Source organism: Pinisolibacter sp. DMC100, assembly GCF_056313705.1.
This window is the reverse complement of the sequence record NZ_JBQUZT010000003.1, coordinates 182,854-199,354: the sequence shown is the minus strand read 5'-3', so window position 1 is coordinate 199,354 and position 16,501 is coordinate 182,854. Positions and strand designations below refer to the sequence as shown.

The 16,501-nt window shown below is 68.8% G+C and carries 14 protein-coding genes; 10 read left to right on the top strand and 4 right to left on the bottom strand.

All coding sequences use genetic code 11. The features are described 5' to 3' along the window. Positions 1-36: 36 nt before the first annotated feature. Positions 37-330, bottom strand: a complete 294-nt coding sequence (locus ACT541_RS14095) for a hypothetical protein (protein ID WP_476137721.1) — start codon at positions 328-330, stop codon at positions 37-39. Positions 331-355: 25 nt separating this feature from the next. Then, positions 356-1,753, bottom strand: coding sequence for a patatin-like phospholipase family protein (locus tag ACT541_RS14090; RefSeq protein WP_476137720.1), 1,398 nt, complete (start codon positions 1,751-1,753; stop codon positions 356-358). Between the two features lie 220 nt (positions 1,754-1,973). Between ACT541_RS14090 and ACT541_RS14085 the strand changes: the two genes are divergently transcribed. Both ACT541_RS14085 and ACT541_RS14080 read left to right on the top strand, forming a co-directional pair. Next, on the top strand, positions 1,974-3,467 hold the full coding sequence (locus ACT541_RS14085) for a DUF1800 domain-containing protein (RefSeq protein WP_476137719.1): 1,494 nt from the start codon (positions 1,974-1,976) through the stop codon (positions 3,465-3,467). A 2-nt stretch (positions 3,468-3,469) separates the two neighbouring features. After that, positions 3,470-4,699, top strand: coding sequence for a DUF1501 domain-containing protein (locus tag ACT541_RS14080; protein ID WP_476137718.1), 1,230 nt, complete (start codon positions 3,470-3,472; stop codon positions 4,697-4,699). 78 nt (positions 4,700-4,777) lie between these two features. Here the strand turns inward: ACT541_RS14080 and ACT541_RS14075 are convergent, their stop codons facing one another. After that, positions 4,778-5,128, bottom strand: a complete 351-nt coding sequence (locus tag ACT541_RS14075; RefSeq protein ID WP_476137717.1) for a hypothetical protein — start codon at positions 5,126-5,128, stop codon at positions 4,778-4,780. Between the two features lie 132 nt (positions 5,129-5,260). On the opposite strand from ACT541_RS14075, the gene ACT541_RS14070 reads away from it, so the two are divergent. From ACT541_RS14070 to ACT541_RS14060, 3 genes are read left to right on the top strand one after another with little or no spacing between them, the layout of a single operon-like run. Next, positions 5,261-7,252 (top strand): pilus assembly protein TadG-related protein, encoded by a 1,992-nt coding sequence (locus tag ACT541_RS14070; protein WP_476137716.1) that lies wholly within the window; start codon positions 5,261-5,263, stop codon positions 7,250-7,252. Beyond that, the gene (locus ACT541_RS14065) at positions 7,249-7,782 is read left to right on the top strand and encodes a TadE/TadG family type IV pilus assembly protein (RefSeq protein WP_476137715.1); all 534 of its coding nucleotides are present in this window, start codon (positions 7,249-7,251) and stop codon (positions 7,780-7,782) included. The genes ACT541_RS14070 and ACT541_RS14065 overlap by 4 nt, the downstream gene beginning before the upstream one ends. Next, positions 7,779-8,186: a TadE/TadG family type IV pilus assembly protein gene (locus ACT541_RS14060; RefSeq protein ID WP_476137714.1), complete on the top strand. Its 408-nt coding sequence runs from the start codon at positions 7,779-7,781 to the stop codon at positions 8,184-8,186. Before ACT541_RS14065 ends, ACT541_RS14060 begins: the two co-directional genes overlap by 4 nt. A 159-nt stretch (positions 8,187-8,345) precedes the next feature. Here the strand turns inward: ACT541_RS14060 and acnB are convergent, their stop codons facing one another. After that, a complete protein-coding gene (gene acnB / locus ACT541_RS14055; RefSeq protein ID WP_476137713.1) occupies positions 8,346-10,937 on the bottom strand; it encodes a bifunctional aconitate hydratase 2/2-methylisocitrate dehydratase in 2,592 nt (863 codons plus the stop codon). Positions 10,938-11,507: 570 nt separating this feature from the next. Here acnB and ACT541_RS14050 point away from each other — a divergent pair. From ACT541_RS14050 to ACT541_RS14030, 5 genes are all read left to right on the top strand, one after another. Further along, positions 11,508-12,605 (top strand): ABC transporter substrate-binding protein, encoded by a 1,098-nt coding sequence (locus ACT541_RS14050; RefSeq protein ID WP_476137712.1) that lies wholly within the window; start codon positions 11,508-11,510, stop codon positions 12,603-12,605. 126 nt (positions 12,606-12,731) lie between these two features. Next, positions 12,732-13,634, top strand: a complete 903-nt coding sequence (locus tag ACT541_RS14045) for an ABC transporter permease (RefSeq protein ID WP_476137990.1) — start codon at positions 12,732-12,734, stop codon at positions 13,632-13,634. Further along, a complete protein-coding gene (locus ACT541_RS14040) occupies positions 13,631-14,410 on the top strand; it encodes an ABC transporter permease (RefSeq protein ID WP_476137711.1) in 780 nt (259 codons plus the stop codon). Before ACT541_RS14045 ends, ACT541_RS14040 begins: the two co-directional genes overlap by 4 nt. Before the next feature lie 40 nt (positions 14,411-14,450). Beyond that, positions 14,451-15,500, top strand: a complete 1,050-nt coding sequence (locus tag ACT541_RS14035; protein ID WP_476137710.1) for an ABC transporter ATP-binding protein — start codon at positions 14,451-14,453, stop codon at positions 15,498-15,500. 2 nt (positions 15,501-15,502) lie between these two features. Beyond that, the gene (locus ACT541_RS14030) at positions 15,503-16,210 is read left to right on the top strand and encodes an HAD family hydrolase (RefSeq protein ID WP_476137709.1); all 708 of its coding nucleotides are present in this window, start codon (positions 15,503-15,505) and stop codon (positions 16,208-16,210) included. The last annotated feature ends 291 nt before the right edge of the window (positions 16,211-16,501 follow it).

The following is a 16,501-nucleotide window of genomic DNA, read 5'->3' as shown; positions in this document are numbered from 1 at the left end:
GAGCCGCGACGCGGGCGCCGATCGGGTGGCGCGGGCTCAGCGGTGGCCGTGGCCGTGGCTGCCGTGGAGGTGGTCGCCGTGGTCGTGTTCGTGGGTGTCGCCGGCGCCCTCGTGCGGGTCGGCATGGTCGTGCGCGCCCTGGTGCAGATGCTCGTGCTCGTGGCCGTGCTCGTGCGTGTGGGTGTGGGCGTGCGGATGGGCATGGACGAGGTCGCCGTGGCGATGCTCGTGCACGTGGGTATGGGTGTGGGGATGAGCGTGGCGATGCTCGTGCGGGTGGGCATGCGGCTCGGGATGGGTGTGCCCGTGGGCGGAGGTCTCGTCGTGCATCGCGTGTCTCCCTGGGCGGGGGGCGTCAGCGTTCGCGTTCGTCGACCTTGGGGCCGAACACCTTGCGCACGACGCTCTCGCCCGCCTCGACCGTCATCTTGACCTGATCCGGCGCCAGTTTGAAGCGGGTCGGCACGCGGCCGAGCTGCGCGGCGCGCGCCGTCCCCAGATCCTCGAAGGAGACGCGGTCGAGCCGGATGGAGACGGCGTTGCAGTCCCAGCCCTCGGTCGAGCCGCGCACCTGCGACACTTCCTCGGTCGAGAGCGAGCAGCGCCACTGGCGCAGCCGCTGTTCCCACAGCTTCATCTGCAGGCGCATGACCTCGTAGGACGAGCGCACCGCGCTGTCGACGGCGGTGTCGGCGACGGCGTCGAGCAGTTCCTGGGCGTTGGGGCCCTCGAGCGTCTTGGTCCAGTCGCCGGCGACGTTGCGGCCGGCGTCGACGACGATGAACTGGAAGTTCGACACCGAGATCGCGTCGGCCTTGGTCATCGGCCGCCACGGCTCGCGGGCGGCAGCCATCTGGACGTTGAAGGCGGAGAGGCCCCAGTTGTCGGTGAGACCGCCGTCGAGCAGCTTGACGTACTTGACCTTGTCGGCGTCGCGATAGTCGGCGAGCGCCTTGAGGTAGGCCTTGACGATCGGCGAGGTGTCGCGCGAATGGGCCTGGGCCTCGAGCTCATCGGGCAGCTTGAAGCCGCACTTCTGCGACCAGTTCTGCACCACCACGGGGGCGAAGACGATCGGCACGGCGGCCGACGCCGCGACGGCGTCGGAGATCGGATAGCTCTCCCAGTCCGAGCAGATCGCCGCGAAGGTGACCGGCTCGAAGACGAAGGGCGTCTTGGCGTAGATGTCGGAGGCGTTGATCCACACGACCGGGCGGCCGGGGCGCGACAGGTCCTTCAGCGTGGCGTTGCCGAAGAGGTTGTTGCGCAGCCAGGTCGGCAGGCCGGAGCGGTCGTTCACGCCGCCGTCCATGGCGCGCATCATGTTGCCGACCGAATAGACCTGCGTGCGCAGGGATTCCTCGGCGTCGCGATAGAGGAAGCGGGCCTCGAAGTCGGAGAGCGCGCTGCGCCCCTTGAGGCCGAAATAGGCCGCCGTCACCGAGCCGCCCGAGACGCCCGAGACGAAGCGGACCTGATCGATCATCGCGCCGCCACCGGGTGCCTCGACCTCGGACAGGCCCTTCAGCACGCCGAAGGAGAAGGCGGCCGCACGCGTGCCGCCGCCGGAGAAGGCGAGCGCCACGATGGTCGGACGCAGCGTGTCGTCGCCGGCCATGGTGGCGACCGGCGTCAGACGCGGCAGCGCCGAGGGACGGTTGACGGGCGCGTTGTCGATCGAAGCGCAGCCGACGAGGAACGCGGCGAGGAAGGCGGGCGCCGCGAGGGCTCGCGTGAGGAACGACTTGCGCATGGGACGACGGTCGACGCTTCGATCGGAGGGGAACGAGCGCCCTCACTGCCGCCGGAATGCGGCAGGGAGAGGGCGAGGGCGGCCGGCGCGACCGGATCCCGCCGCGACGATCGATGAAATCTTCGGCAGATCGATTGCGATGATTTCACGAAATCGCCCTTCAATTGCTGCGTTTCGGAGAGAGCCTGACATTCCTGTTCCCGGTCGGGAGGAAAGACGCATGGTCGCGGGTCTCGATCCAGCCGGCGCGCTGGTCGCCTTTCAACGCTTCGGGCTCGGCGCCCGCCCCGGTGATCTCGCCGAGGCGGCGCGCGATCCACGCGGCTTCGTCCGCGCCGAACTCGACCGCACCGGTACGGCACCGGTCGGCGCCGACCTGCCGACGACCGAGGCGGCACTCGTCGCCCTGTTCGAGGATCAGGAACGGGTGAAGGCCGAGCGGGAACGCATCGCCGCGATGACCCCCACGGCGCAGCCGGCGATGGCGGCCCAGACCATGACGCCGCCACCGGCGATGGCACCCCAGCCCATGGCGGCCATGACGCCGCCGGCGCCCTCCCCTGCCCCCGCGATGGAGGCAAAACCCAAGCCGGCCGAACCGTCGCTCGAGCAGAAGCTCTTCCGTGCCGAGGCCTCCGCGCGGCTGAGGGCGCAGGTGGATGCCGGCGTCGGCTTCGTCGAGCGACTGGTCGCCTTCTGGTCCAACCATTTCGCGATCTCGGTCGCCAAGGACCAGTTCGTCCGTGTCGCCGCCGGGCCGTTCGAGCGCGAGGCGATCCGGCCCCACGTCCTCGGCCGCTTCGCCGACATGGTGCGCGCCGTCGAACGCCACCCGGCGATGCTCCACTATCTCGACAACCAGCAGTCGGTCGGCCCGGATTCCAAGGCCGGGCAGAACCGTCGTCGCGGCCTCAACGAGAACCTCGCCCGCGAGATCCTCGAACTGCACACGCTCGGCGTCGGCGGCGGCTATTCCCAGGCCGACGTGACGTCCTTCGCCCACGTCATCACCGGCTGGACGGTCGCCGGTCGCGACGGCAGGCAGGGTGCGCCCGGCACCTTCGTCTTCAACGCCGCCGCCCATCAGCCGGGTCCCGCGACCGTCTTCGGCCGCACCTACGCGCAGGAAGGCGAGGCGCAGGGCGAGGCGGTCATCGCCGATCTCGCCCGCGCGCCCGCCACGGCGCGCCACGTCGCGACCAAGCTCGTCGCTCACTTCGTCTCGGATCGGCCGCCGCAACACCTCGTCGACCGCATCGCCGCCGTGTTCCGAGACTCCGAGGGCGACCTCAAGGCCGTGGCGCTCGCCCTCCTCGGCGACGACGAGGCGTGGTCGGCACCGGCGACCAAGCTGCGCACGCCGAGCGAGTTCCTCGTGGCGATGATGCGGGCGACCGGGACCCTGCCGCCCGATCCCGGCCCGGTGCTGCATTCGATGAATGCGCTCGGCCAGCCGCTGTGGCAGCCCTCCGGCCCCAACGGCTTCCCCGACACCGTCGCCGCCTGGGCGGCGCCGGAGGCGATGAAGCTGCGCCTCGACGTCGCCTTCGCGGCGGCGGGGCGGGTGCGCGACATCGGCCATCCGATCAGCGTGCTCGACAGCACGATCGGGCTGGCCGCCTCGAGCGAGACGCGCGAGGCGGTGGCGCGGGCCGAGACCCGGCAACAGGCGCTGACCCTCGTCTTCATGTCCCCCGAATTCCAGCGGAGATGACCATGGACCGGACCGCTCACTCCTGGGCGCCGACGCGCCGTGCCCTCCTCGGCGGTGCCTGTGCCTTCGCCGCCTTCGGCGCCGGATCGATCGCCGCACGCGCCGCCGACCGCCCCGATCCCCGCCTCGTCGTCATCGTGCTGCGCGGCGGGCTCGACGGGCTCGCCGCGGTCGGGCCGATCGGCGATCCCGACTACGTCCGCCATCACGGCGAGGCCGCGCTCCGGCTCGACGGGACGAAGCCGGCGCTCGATCTCGACGGCTTCTTCGCCCTCAATCCGGCGATGCCGGTCTTCCACGAGCTCTACCGGGCGCGCGAGGCGACGGTGGTGCATGCGGTGGCGACCGGCTATCGCGAGCGCTCGCATTTCGACGGCCAGGACGTGCTGGAGAGCGGCGAGCCCGGCCCCGGCCGGGTCGAGAGCGGCTGGCTCAACCGCGCCGTCGGCGCGATGGCGACCGCTGCGCCCGTCCGCGGCCTCGCCGTCGGCTCGACGGCGCCGCTCGTGCTGCGCGGGTCTGCACCCACCCTCGGCTGGGCGCCGCAGATGCTGGCGCCGGCCGGCGACGCGCTCGCCGAACGGCTGCTGGCGCTCTACCGCCACACCGACCCGGCGCTCGGGCAGGCGCTCGCCGACGGGCTCGCCACCGATCGCATGGCGATGCAGGGCGGGCTCACCGGCGAGATGGCCAAGGCGCGCGGCGGCATGGACAGTCCGGCCGGCATGCGGCAGGCGGCGGCGGGCGCCGCCCGTCTCCTCGCCACGCCCGACGGCCCCCGCGTCGCGGCCCTCGCCTTCGACGGCTGGGACACCCATGCCGGCGAGGGCGTCAACGGCGGTAACCTCTTCAACCGCCTCGGCGGTCTCGACGGCGCGTTTGCCGAGTTCCGGTCGGGCCTCGGACCGGCGTGGCGCGACACGGTGGTCGTCGCCGTCACCGAGTTCGGCCGCACCGTCCGCATCAACGGCACGGCCGGCACCGACCACGGCACGGCGACGGTGGCGCTCATGGCCGGCGGCGCGCTGAAGGGCGGCCGGGTGATCGCCGACTGGCCCGGCCTCGCCGACACGAACCTCCACGAAGGCCGCGACCTGAAGCCGACCACCGACCTCCGCGCCGCCCTCAAGGGACTCCTCGCCGACCGCTTCGGGTTGTCGGACAGGGTCTTGGCCGAGACGGTCTTCCCCGGCACGGCGAACATCGCGCCGATGAAGGGGCTGGTGGGCTGAGGCCGCGAGGACCGGTCTTCTTCGCGCAGGACGACGGTCGCGTGCCGTCGCGCCGACGACGGGGCGTCCGCGAGGCGCTTACCCGATGACGTCGAGTGTCGGCGCCATGCCGACCAGGTCGAGATCGCGCCGATTAAACAATGATAAAGAACGAAGTGGAACAATGACCGAAGACCGTTCGGAAAACATGGGACGATTCCGATTACGCTCGCTCTGGTTGTTGTCGCTCTCCTGTTCGCGGCTGTCGTGACCGTCTCGGTGATGATCGTCAAAGCGAAATCGGTGCAGATCGACGAAGCCGCGTTGCGCCGTACGCTCGGAATCGTGTCTCGAACGGGAGAGGTGGAAGTCGCGACCATTCAGGGTCTTCTGAACTGTTCCGCGGGCGAAGCCGGGAAGTTGCCGTCGGTCGGTGTCCGGAGAGGACATCTGGCGAAGAGCGGTCCGCGCCACAGAGCCTGCAGCGGATCGCGAATCTACGGGTGACCACGTTTCGTCGACGGCGCCGCCTGCGCGGCGCCTCTCGGAGGAAACGATCGGTCGGATCGGGCATGGCGCCGAATGATGAAGATCCATCGCCGTCACGCCCACCGGAACCGTGCGCGGAACAGAGGCCGAAGCCCAATGCGCGGAAACTGCCGCCGCCACTCCTTCGCCTGCATGTTCGGAATTCGCGCGGCGCGCATCGTCCGGCGCCTCGTCCGCTCGACCGAAGGAAGCGTCGCGATCATGGCCGCGGCCTTCATTTCCGCGATGCTGCTGGTCGCCTCCTTCACCGTCGACCTTTCCCTCGTCTACGTGACCAAACAGCGGGCGCAGGTGATCGCCGACGTCGCCAATCTGGCGGCGTCGAACACGACCTCGGCGATCTCCAACGGCGTCGCCACCGCCACCGCCGTGGCCACGGCGAAGAACGTCGCCGAGATCAACGGCTTCGGCTCGGCGACGATCACCGTCGCGGCCGGCAGTTCCCCGCGCGGCGACGGCAGCACGGCTCTGCAGACCGTCATCGACAAGGACGTCCAGTTCGGATTGGGGCTGCTCTCGACCAACACGTCGATCGGGACCGAGACGACGTCCTGGACATCCGTCGCCGGGGGCGGCGACTGCATCACGTCGCTGATCGGTCCGATCAACATCTACAACTACGCGGTCGCGAAGGGCTCGACCTGTACGGTCAAGGCGAAGACCTATCTCTATGCCTGCGGCACCGCGAAGATCGACGTCTCCGCGGTGAAGGTCGGCTACATCCAACTCTTCGAGGCGCTCTACATCTGTTCGACCGCGGCGGTGACGCCCTCGCTCGGCTCGTTCACCTTCGGCGCGTCGATCTCCGACATCTATGCCAGCGACACCCGCCTCTCCACCCTCAAGAGCAAGCTGCTCGGCATGATGCTCGGCTGGGACTACGGCCTCCTGCCGCCGGTGAACCCCACCGTCTGGTGGGGCAGCGACAAGACCTACACCAACACCTCGGCGACCCTGCCGCAGTCGACCCTCTACGGAACGATCCACTCGACCGGGTCGACCCTGACCTTCCCCGGCACCGGCAGCGCCGATCCGAACTGCACCTCGCCCACGACGATCTCGGGCAGCTTCATCTTCAACGGCGCCAATACCCTGACCTTCGGCTCGGGGTGCTACGTCGTCGGCGGTTCGATCACCGTCAACTCCGGTGGCAGCGCCGCGTTCAACGTCGCCTCGGGCGCCAAGGTCACCTTCGTCTTCAAGGGCAGCCTGTTCAACAACGGAAACGCGTCGGTCTCCTTCGGCAACGCCACCTACTATTTCAACTACGGGTCGATCTACAACAACGCCGGATCGACGATGACATTCGGCAACGGCTCGTTCTATCTCTGGGGTGGTAGCCTCTACAACAACTCGTCGACGGCGAATTTGACCTTCGGAACCGGGCCGTTCTATTTCTACGGCGGAACCATCTACAACAACGGCGCGATGACATTCGGTGACGGCCCCTACTATTTCCAGGGCGGCTCCCTCATCCTGAACTCCGGTTCGAGCACGACCTTCGGCGTCGGCGACGTCTACTTCTACGGCGGGTCGATCACCGCCAACGGCAATGCGCTGACCTTCGGCAACGGCGGGTCGACCTCCAGCGGCAGCGGCACGGTCCACATGTTCGGCGGGTCGTTCTGGCTCACGTCGAAGGCCTTCACCGCGACCGGGACGACCTTCGCGCTCTACGGCGGAACCGTCAGTCTCCTGGGGAGCGGCACGTTCAGCGCGATCGCACCGACCGCGTCTTCGCCGTCGCGCGGCTATCGCGACGTGCTCTTCGCCATCTGGGGCGGGACGTTCAATCTCTACCAGTCGGGATCGGTGTCCGACACGCTGTCGGGGATGATCTACGTGCCGACCTCCAACGTGTCGATCTACAACAGCGAGACGGTCACGGTGCCGTCGAACGGCTGTTTCCAGATCGTCGGCGGCGTCGTCGACATCTATCAGAGCGCCACGCTCGCCGTCTCGCCGTGCCGCGGCTTCGCGGGTTCGACGGCGACATCGACCTCGTCGGGAGTGCTCATCCAATGAGGCCGAAGACGCGCCGGACATCGCGAGTCGGTCTGTGGCGATCCGAACAGGGCATCGCCGCGGTCGAATTCGCGCTGCTCGTGCCCGTCGTGTCCCTGATCCTGATGTTGGTCGTCGATTTCGGCTTCGCCTTCAACACCCAGCTCCGCCTGATCTCGTCGGTCGCCGCCGGCGCGCAATACGTGCAGAAGAACGGCGCGGCCCTGACGTCGTCGAACTTCACCGCCTTCGCGACGTCGGTCACCTCGGTCGTGACGACGGTATCGGGGCTCGATCCCGCACCGACCGTGGTCGTCAAGATCAACAACACCACCGATGGTTCCGGAGCCGGCAAGTATTATTGCGTATCTGGATCGCCACCGAGTTGGTCTCAGGTGTCGTCGGCGACGTCATCCTGTTCGACAAATCTCTACGGTGGTCAGTTCGTGACATTGACGGTCTCGACGACTCTGACGAACATATTCCCGACGGACCCCATCATCAGCTCCGTGTTTCCGCTTCAGGAGACGGTCATCGTGCGGGTGCAATGAAGAAACTGTTTCGACGCGACGACGGTGCCGCGGCGGTCGAGTTTTCTCTGATCGCGCCGATTCTCCTCGTTCTGGCCATCGGTTCGCTCGACGCCGGAATCGTCTTCTGGAAGTGGAACGCGATCCAGGGGATCGCCAAGACGACGGCGCGGTGCGTGGCGATCGGCTCGAACTCCTGCGGCACGATCACCTCGGGCTGCGGATCGTCGGATGCCGGCGTGTGCTTCGCCCTCGCCCAGGCGAGCGCGTCCGGCGTGTCGGAACTCGCCGCCTCGAACATCACGGTCCAGCGTTCGGTCAGCGTCGCCGGCGGCCTCTTCACCAAGGTCGCCATCACGCTGGACACGACCATTCTCGCCGTGCCGATCACGCTCTCGATCGAGGCGTCCTACCCGAACAACTGACGGCGCCCGCGTCACTGGACGACCGTCGCGCTCCACGCCATGCCGTTCGGCGCCCGGTCGCAGCCGTAGGGGCCGGAGACGGTGCGGCCGCGCGCCGAACGCAAAAGAGCCGGGGTCGCCCCCGGCTCGTCTCGTTTCTCACCCTGCGGTCTCGTCCGTTCAGGACTTGACCGTCTCGGCCACGTCCACGAAGGCCGGGATCTGGTCGAAGTTCATGTAGCGGTAGACCTCGGCAGACTTGCCGGCGAGCGTGCCGACGGCCGCCATGTACTCTTCCATCGTCGGGATCTTGCCGAGCAGCGCGCCCACCGCGGCGAGTTCCGCCGAGGAGAGGTAGACGCGGGTGTCGATGCCCAGACGGTTGGGGAAGTTGCGGGTCGAGGTGGAGAGCGCCGTCGAGCCCTTGCGGATCTGCGCCTGGTTGCCCATGCACAGCGAGCAGCCCGGCATCTCCATGCGCGCGCCCGACTTGCCGAGGGTGGCATAGTAGCCCTCCTCGGTCAGGATCATCGCGTCCATCTTGGTCGGCGGGGCGATCCACAGGCGGGTCGGGATGTCCGACTTGCCGGCGAGGATCTTACCGGCGGCACGGAAGTGGCCGATGTTGGTCATGCACGAGCCGATGAAGACCTCGTCGATCTTGTCGCCGGCGACGTCCGACAGCGTCTTGACGTCGTCGGGATCGTTCGGGCAGGCGAGGATCGGCTCCTTGATGGTGGCGAGATCGATCTCGTAGACCGCGGCGTAGTCGGCGTTGGCGTCGGGCTCGAGCAGGACCGGGTTGGCGATCCAGGCCTCCATCGCCGCGATGCGGCGCTCGAGGCTGCGGCGATCCTGGTACCCTTCCGCGATCATCCACTTCATCAGCGTGATGTTCGAGGTCATGTACTCGATGATCGGCTCCTTCGCGAGGCGCACCGTGCAGGCGGCGGCCGAGCGCTCGGCCGAGGCGTCGGTGAGCTCGAAGGCCTGTTCGACCTTGAGGGTCGGCAGACCCTCGATCTCGAGGATGCGGCCGTTGAAGACGTTCTTCTTGCCCTTCTTCTCCACCGTCAGGTCGCCGGCCTTGATCGCGGCGAGCGGGATGGCGTTGACGAGGTCGCGCAGGGTGATGCCCGGCTGCATCTCGCCCTTGAAGCGGACGAGAACCGATTCCGGCATGTCGAGCGGCATGACGCCGGTCGCCGCCGCGAAGGCGACGAGGCCGGAGCCGGCCGGGAACGAGATGCCGATCGGGAAGCGGGTGTGGCTGTCGCCGCCGGTGCCGACGGTGTCGGGCAGCAGCAGACGGTTCAGCCACGAGTGGATGACGCCGTCACCCGGACGCAGCGCGATGCCGCCGCGGTTGGAGATGAAGGTCGGCAGCTCGCGATGGGTCTGCACGTCGACCAGCTTCGGATAGGCCGCGGTGTGGCAGAAGGACTGCATCACCAGATCGGCCGAGAAGCCGAGGCAGGCGAGGTCCTTGAGCTCGTCGCGGGTCATCGGGCCGGTGGTGTCCTGCGAACCCACCGTCGTCATCTTCGGCTCGCAATAGGTGCCGGGACGGATGCCCTTGCCCTCGGGCAGACCGCAGGCGCGGCCGACCATCTTCTGGGCGAGGGTGAAGCCCTTGCCCGAATCGGCCGGCACCGCCGGCAGGCGGAACAGCGTCGAGACCGGCAGGCCGAGGGCCTCGCGAGCCTTGGCGGTGAGGCCGCGGCCGATGATCAGCGGGATGCGGCCACCGGCGCGCACCTCGTCGAAGATCACGTCGGACTTCACCTTGAACTCGGCGATGACCGCGCCGTTCTTCAGCGCCTTGCCCTCGTAGGGGCGCAGCTCGATGACGTCGCCCATCTCCATCTGGCCGACGTCGAGTTCGATCGGCAGCGCGCCGGCGTCTTCCATCGTGTTGTAGAAGATCGGGGCGATCTTGGTGCCGAGGCAGACGCCGCCGAAGCGCTTGTTCGGGACATACGGGATGTCCTCGCCGGTGAACCACAGGACCGAGTTGGTCGCCGACTTGCGCGACGAACCGGTGCCCACCACGTCGCCGACGTAGGCGACCGGGTTGCCCTTGGCGATGAGGGCGGCGAGCTGCTTGGTCGGGCCACGCGCACCCGGCTCGTCCGGCTCGATGCCCGGACGCGGGTTCTTCAGCATGGCCAGCGCATGCAGCGGGATGTCGGGACGGGTCGAGGCGTCGGGGGCCGGCGACAGATCGTCGGTGTTGGTCTCGCCGGTCACCTTGAACACGGTCAGCGTCATCGACGCCGGGACCTCGGGACGCGAGGTGAACCACTCGGCGTCGGCCCAGGAGGCGAGCACGCCCTTGGCGTTGGCGTTGCCCTTGTCGGCGAGCACCTTCACGTCGTGGAAATAGTCGAACATCAGCAGGGTCTTCTTCAGACCCTCGGCCGCCACGGCGCCGACCTCCGCGTCGCCCAGCAGCTCGATCAGCGGCTTGATGTTGAAGCCGCCGAGCATGGTGGCCAGCAGTTCGGTCGCGAGCTTGCGGGAGACGAGCGCGTTCTTCTCGTCGCCCTTGGCGACGGCGTCGAGGAAGCCGGCCTTGATGCGGGCGGCATCGTCGACGCCGGCGGGAACACGATGGGTCAGGAGCTCGACCAGGAAGGCCTCTTCGCCCTTCGGCGGCTCGCGCAGCAGGGCGATCAACGCCTCGGTCTGCTTGGCCGACAGCGGCAGCGGCGGAATTCCGAGCGCGCCGCGTTCGGCAACGTGGGCGCGGTAGGTTTCGAGCATCGACATGACCGACTTCTTCCCTCGGGTAGGAGTGCGTGACGAAGTGTCGCGCGTATATAGCCGCTTTTCAGTGCCGCGCACATGGATTCGTCCGCTCGACCTTGGTCGGGTGGACAGCCTCCGGCGCGCCCGCGGACCGGGGTCGGCGGCGTGGCGAGGGCGGCGGCATCGGGTTCCTCGCGAGGTGAAATCTATGTCATCGGGCGCCCGTGTCGATAGGGGCGGATGCCCGTTTCGGCGGCAGAGCCGTTCGGCGTGCAAACTCCGCGATCGCCCCCTTGACCGGAGGCCCCTCACGGTGGCTCGATGTCCCTCCGTGACGTCGGCGCGACAGTTTCGTGACGTCGGCGGAAGCGGGCTTCGTCCGGCGGACTTCGGCGAGCGGGTGGGGACGGCGGGGTCCGCCGGTCCACGACCGACACCGAACCGTCATGTCCGCGCGATACTCGGTCGATCCGTCGGGGATTTTCCCGACGTCCGAATTTTCCTCCCGCGACCGGCGAGGGGCGTCTGTCGGAACGGATCCGGCGGCGCTCGTCCTCGTCCCCCTCGGGGCAGTCGAAAGAAGGCGAACCCATGAAGACCGGTCTTCTCGCTTCCACCGCAGTCGTCCTCCTCGCGTCCTTCGGGCCGGCGCTGGCCGATCCGAGCGCCGAACTCGTGACCGCCGCCAAGGCCGAGGGCGAACTGACCGTCATCGCGCTGCCGCACGACTGGTGCGGCTACGGCGACATCATCGACGGCTTCAAGAAGAAGTACGGGCTCAAGATCAACGAGCTGAACCCGGATGCGGGCTCGGGCGACGAGATCGAGGCGATCAAGGCCAACAAGGGCAACAAGGGCCCGCAGGCGCCCGACGTGATCGACGTCGGCCTGTCCTTCGGCCCCTCGGCCAAGGCCGAAGGCCTGACCCAGCCCTACAAGGTCTCGACCTGGGATTCGATCCCGGCGAACCAGAAGGACGCCGACGGCTACTGGACCGGCGACTACTACGGCGTCCTCGCCTTCGAGGTGAACAAGGACATCGTCAAGACCTCGCCGACCGACTGGGCCGATCTGCTCAAGCCGGAGTACAAGAACGCCGTCGCCCTCGCCGGTGACCCGCGCGTCGCCAACCAGGCGATCCAGGGCGTCTACGCCGCCGGCCTCTCCAAGGGCGCCACGGCGGCGGCCGAGATCGGTGCCAAGGGCCTCGAGTACTTCGCCGAGCTCAACAAGGCGGGCAACTTCGTTCCGGTGATCGGCAAGGCCGCCTCGCTGGCGCAGGGTGCCACCCCGATCGTCATCCGCTGGGACTACAACGCGCTCGCCGACCGCGACACGCTCAAGGGCAACCCGCCGGTCGACGTCGTGATCCCGAAGTCGGGCGTCGTCGCCGGCGTCTACGTCCAGGCGATCTCGGCCTACGCGCCCCATCCCAACGCCGCCAAGCTGTGGATGGAGTACCTCTATTCGGACGAAGGCCAGATCGGCTGGCTGAAGGGCTACTGCCACCCGATCCGCTTCGCCGATCTCGCCGCCAAGGGCAAGATCCCGGCCGATCTGCTGGCCAAGCTGCCGCCGGCCGAGGCCTATTCCAAGGCCGTCTTCCCGACGCTCGACGAGCAGAAGGTGTCCAAGGAAGTGATCTCCACCAAGTGGGACTCGGTGGTCGGCGCCAACGTCGGCAAGTGACGACGAACGGGCGGGCGGCGAGAGCGTCGTCCGCCCGCTCGCGATCCGCGCGGGTCGCGGTGCCGGGCGACGCCCGACACCGCCGCCGCGAGAAGGGGGACGTTTCCGTTGAGTGATCCCGCAGCGGTGGCCGACGTCGCGGCCCGCCCGCCTTCGCGCGGCAATGCGACCGCACGGCCCGGGTGGCGTCTGCCGCTCGCCTGGCTCGGCGTCGTGCCCTTCTTCGTCTTCGCCGGTCTGTTCCTGATCGCGCCGACCGGCGTGCTGATCATCGGCGCCTTCCAGGACAAGGACGGCGCCCTCACGCTGGCCAATCTCGCCGGCCTCCTGCACCCCTCGATCGTCGCGGCCTATGTCATCAGCCTCGAGATCTCGGCCGCGTCGGCGCTGGGCGGCGCGGTGATCGGCTTCTTCCTCGCCAAGGCGATCGTCCAGGGTGGCCTGCCCTCCTGGGTGCGCCCGGCGGTCTCGACCTTCTCCGGCGTCGCTTCGCAGTTCGCCGGCGTGCCGCTCGCCTTCGCCTTCCTCGCGACGCTGGGCAGGACCGGTCTCGTCACCTGGGCGCTGATGGAGTGGTTCGGCTTCAACCTCTACGCCACCGGCTTCAAGCTCCTGAGCTTCACCGGCCTGACGCTGACCTACCTCTACTTCCAGATCCCGCTGATGGTGCTGATCCTGACGCCGGCGCTCGAGGGTCTGAAGAAGGAATGGGCGGAGGCCGCCGCCAATCTCGGCGCGTCCAACCTGCAATATTGGCGGATGGTGGCCCTGCCGGTGCTGTGGCCGAGCCTGCTCGGCTCGACGCTGCTGCTCTTCGCCAACTCCTTCGGCGCGGTCGCGACGGCCTATGCGCTGACCGGCTCGTCGCTCAACATCGTGACCATCCTGCTCTACGCCCAGATTCGCGGCGACGTTCTGCACGACCAGAACCTCGGCTACGCGCTGGCGCTCGGCATGATCGTCATCACCGGTCTCGCCAACGTCGGTTACGTCTGGCTGCGCGGCCGGGCCGAGAGGTGGGTGAAATGAAACGCTCGACCCTCGGTCCCTGGATCTCGGTCGCGATCGGCGCGCTCTATTTCCTGCTGCCGCTGATCGCCACCTTCGAATTCTCGCTGCGGCTGAAGCGCGGCGTCTATTCCTTCGAGGCCTATCGCATCGTGCTCACCGATGCGAACTTCCAGACCTCGTTCTCCTATTCGGTGATGCTGGCGCTGGCGACGATCGTCGTCGGCCTGACCATCGTCGTGCCGACCGCCTATTGGGTGCGCCTCAAGCTGCCGATGCTGCGCCCGGTCGTCGAGTTCGTCACCCTGCTGCCGCTGGTGGTGCCGGCGATCGTCATCGTCTTCGGCCATCTCAGGATGTACGGCTCGCAGTCGTTCCTGCCGCTGACCGATTCCTCCTTCGGCACCGATCTCCTCCTCACCTTCGGCTACGTCACGCTGGCGCTGCCCTACATGTACCGCTCGGTCGACACCGCGCTGGGCGCCATCGACGTGCGCACGCTGACGGAAGCCGCCGAGAGCCTCGGCGCCGGGCGTTTCGAGACGCTGCGGCTGGTGATCTTCCCCAACATCCGGGCGGGATTGCTCTCCGGCGCCTTCCTGACCTTCGCGATCGTGATCGGCGAGTTCACCTTCGCCAGCCTTCTCAACCGTCCGGCCTTCGGCCCCTACCTCCAGCTGGTGGGCGCCAACCGCGCCTACGAGCCGGCGGCGCTGGCGATCATCGCCTTCGCCGTCACCTGGGCCGCACTCGGTCTGATCCAGGTCTTCGGCACCGTCCGGGAGACGAAACGATGACGCGTGCGCCCTCCCCCCGCACCGCCCGATCGGAGGAGCGATGAGCTTCATCGAGATTTCCGGCCTGAAGAAGGCCTTCGGCGCGACGACCGTCGTCCACGACTTCGATCTCGCGATCGAAAAGGGCGAGTTCGTCTCCTTCCTCGGCCCCTCGGGTTGCGGCAAGACGACGATCCTCCGGATGATCGCCGGCTTCGAGACCGCGAGCGGCGGTTCGATCGCGCTGGCCGGCGAGGAGGTGACGCATCTGCCGCCCGCCAAGCGCGACGTCGGCATGGTGTTCCAGTCCTACGCGCTCTTCCCCAACATGACGGTCGGGCAGAACATCGCCTTCGGCCTGAGGATCGCCAAGAAGAGCCCCGCCGAGATCCGCGAGCGGGTCGCCGAGATGCTGGCGATCATCAAGCTGCCGCAGCTCGAACATCGCTATCCCTGGCAGCTCTCCGGCGGCCAGCAGCAGCGCGTCGCGCTCGCCCGCGCCCTCGCGGTCCGGCCGCAGGTGCTGCTCCTCGACGAGCCGCTGTCGGCGCTCGACGCCAAGATCCGCGTCAGCCTGCGCGAGGAGATCCGCTCGCTGCAGCGCGAACTCGGCATCACCACCATCTTCGTCACCCACGATCAGGAAGAAGCGCTGTCGATGTCCGACCGCATCGTGGTGATGAACGAGGGCCGCGCCGCCCAGATCGGCACGCCCTTCGAGGTCTACACCTGGCCGAAGAACCGCTTCGTCGCCTCCTTCGTCGGCACGCTCAACCTGCTCGAGGGCAAGGTCGTCGAGGGCGGTCTGCTGTCGCTCGACGGCCGCGAGGTGGCGGTCGCCGGCGGGCTCGACGGCCGCGCCGTCGGCGACACCGTCACCGTGGCGCTGCGCCCCGAGGCGGTGACGCTCGGTTCCGGCGAGGCCGGCATCGCCGGCACCGTCGAACAGGTCGACTTCCTCGGCGCCGTGGTGCGCATCCGCGTGCGGCTCGAGACCCAGGCGATCACGCTCGACGCCTTCAACTCGCCCGGCCGCAAGCCGCCGAAGGCGGGGACCGACGTGCGGCTGGTCTTCGCCGCCGAAGATCTGCTCGTGGTGGCGGACGACTGACCATGGCGCGAGCGATCCGCGCGATCCTCTTCGACAAGGACGGCACGCTCGTCGACTACGCGGCGTCGTGGACGCCGGTCAACCGCCGCTCGATCGCGCTCGCCGCCCGCGGCGACGTCACCCTCGAGGCGCGGCTGCGCCATGCCGCCGGGGTCGACGAGAGCGGACGGGCGGTCGGGCCGTCCTCGATCATCGCCTCGGGGTCCGCCGGCGAGATCGCCGCGGCGCTGGTCGCCGCCGGCGCCCTCTGGGAGGCGCGGTCGCTCGCCGCGGCGCTCGACCGGCTGTTCCTCGACGGCGCCGAAGACATGGTGGCGGTCGGCGACCTGCCGTCGATCCTCGGCCGTTTCGCCGCGCGCGGGCTGCAACTCGGCATCGCCTCGTCCGACAATGCCGCGAGCGTCGAGACCTTTGCCCTGCGCTTCGGCATCGCCGATCTCGTCGCCTTCACCTCCGGCTGGGACAGCGGCCACGGCGCCAAGCCCGGCCCCGGTCAGGCGCTCGCCTTCGCCGCCGCCGCCGGCATCGATCCGGGCGAGATGGTGGTGGTGGGCGACACCGACCACGACATGGCGATGGCGCGGACCGCCGGCGCCGGCATGGCGATCGGCGTGCTCACCGGCACCGGCACGGTCGAGAGCCTCGGCCGCTCGGCCGACGCCGTCATCGCCGACATCGCGGCGCTCGAGGCGCTGCTCTATCGCGGCTGAGGCGGGGATCGTCGCTTCGACGGTGCCAATGCGCAGTCCCGATTGGCCCCGGTCCCCGGCGCGTTCTCGAAGGTGCAGCGCGCCGACGACGGCGGGTTGCCGCACCTTCGGCCGATGTCGCGGAAGCCGACGCACTGGCCGGTCGCGTTCTCCCGCCATCCCGGCCCGCCCTTGCAGCCGCAACCGGAAATGGTCGGTCGACAGGACGCAGCGCGCCGCGGCCGGCGGCGGCAGGGCGACGGCGGCGAGCACGACGAGGGCGAGGAGGACGGCAACGCGGCGGGGCATGGC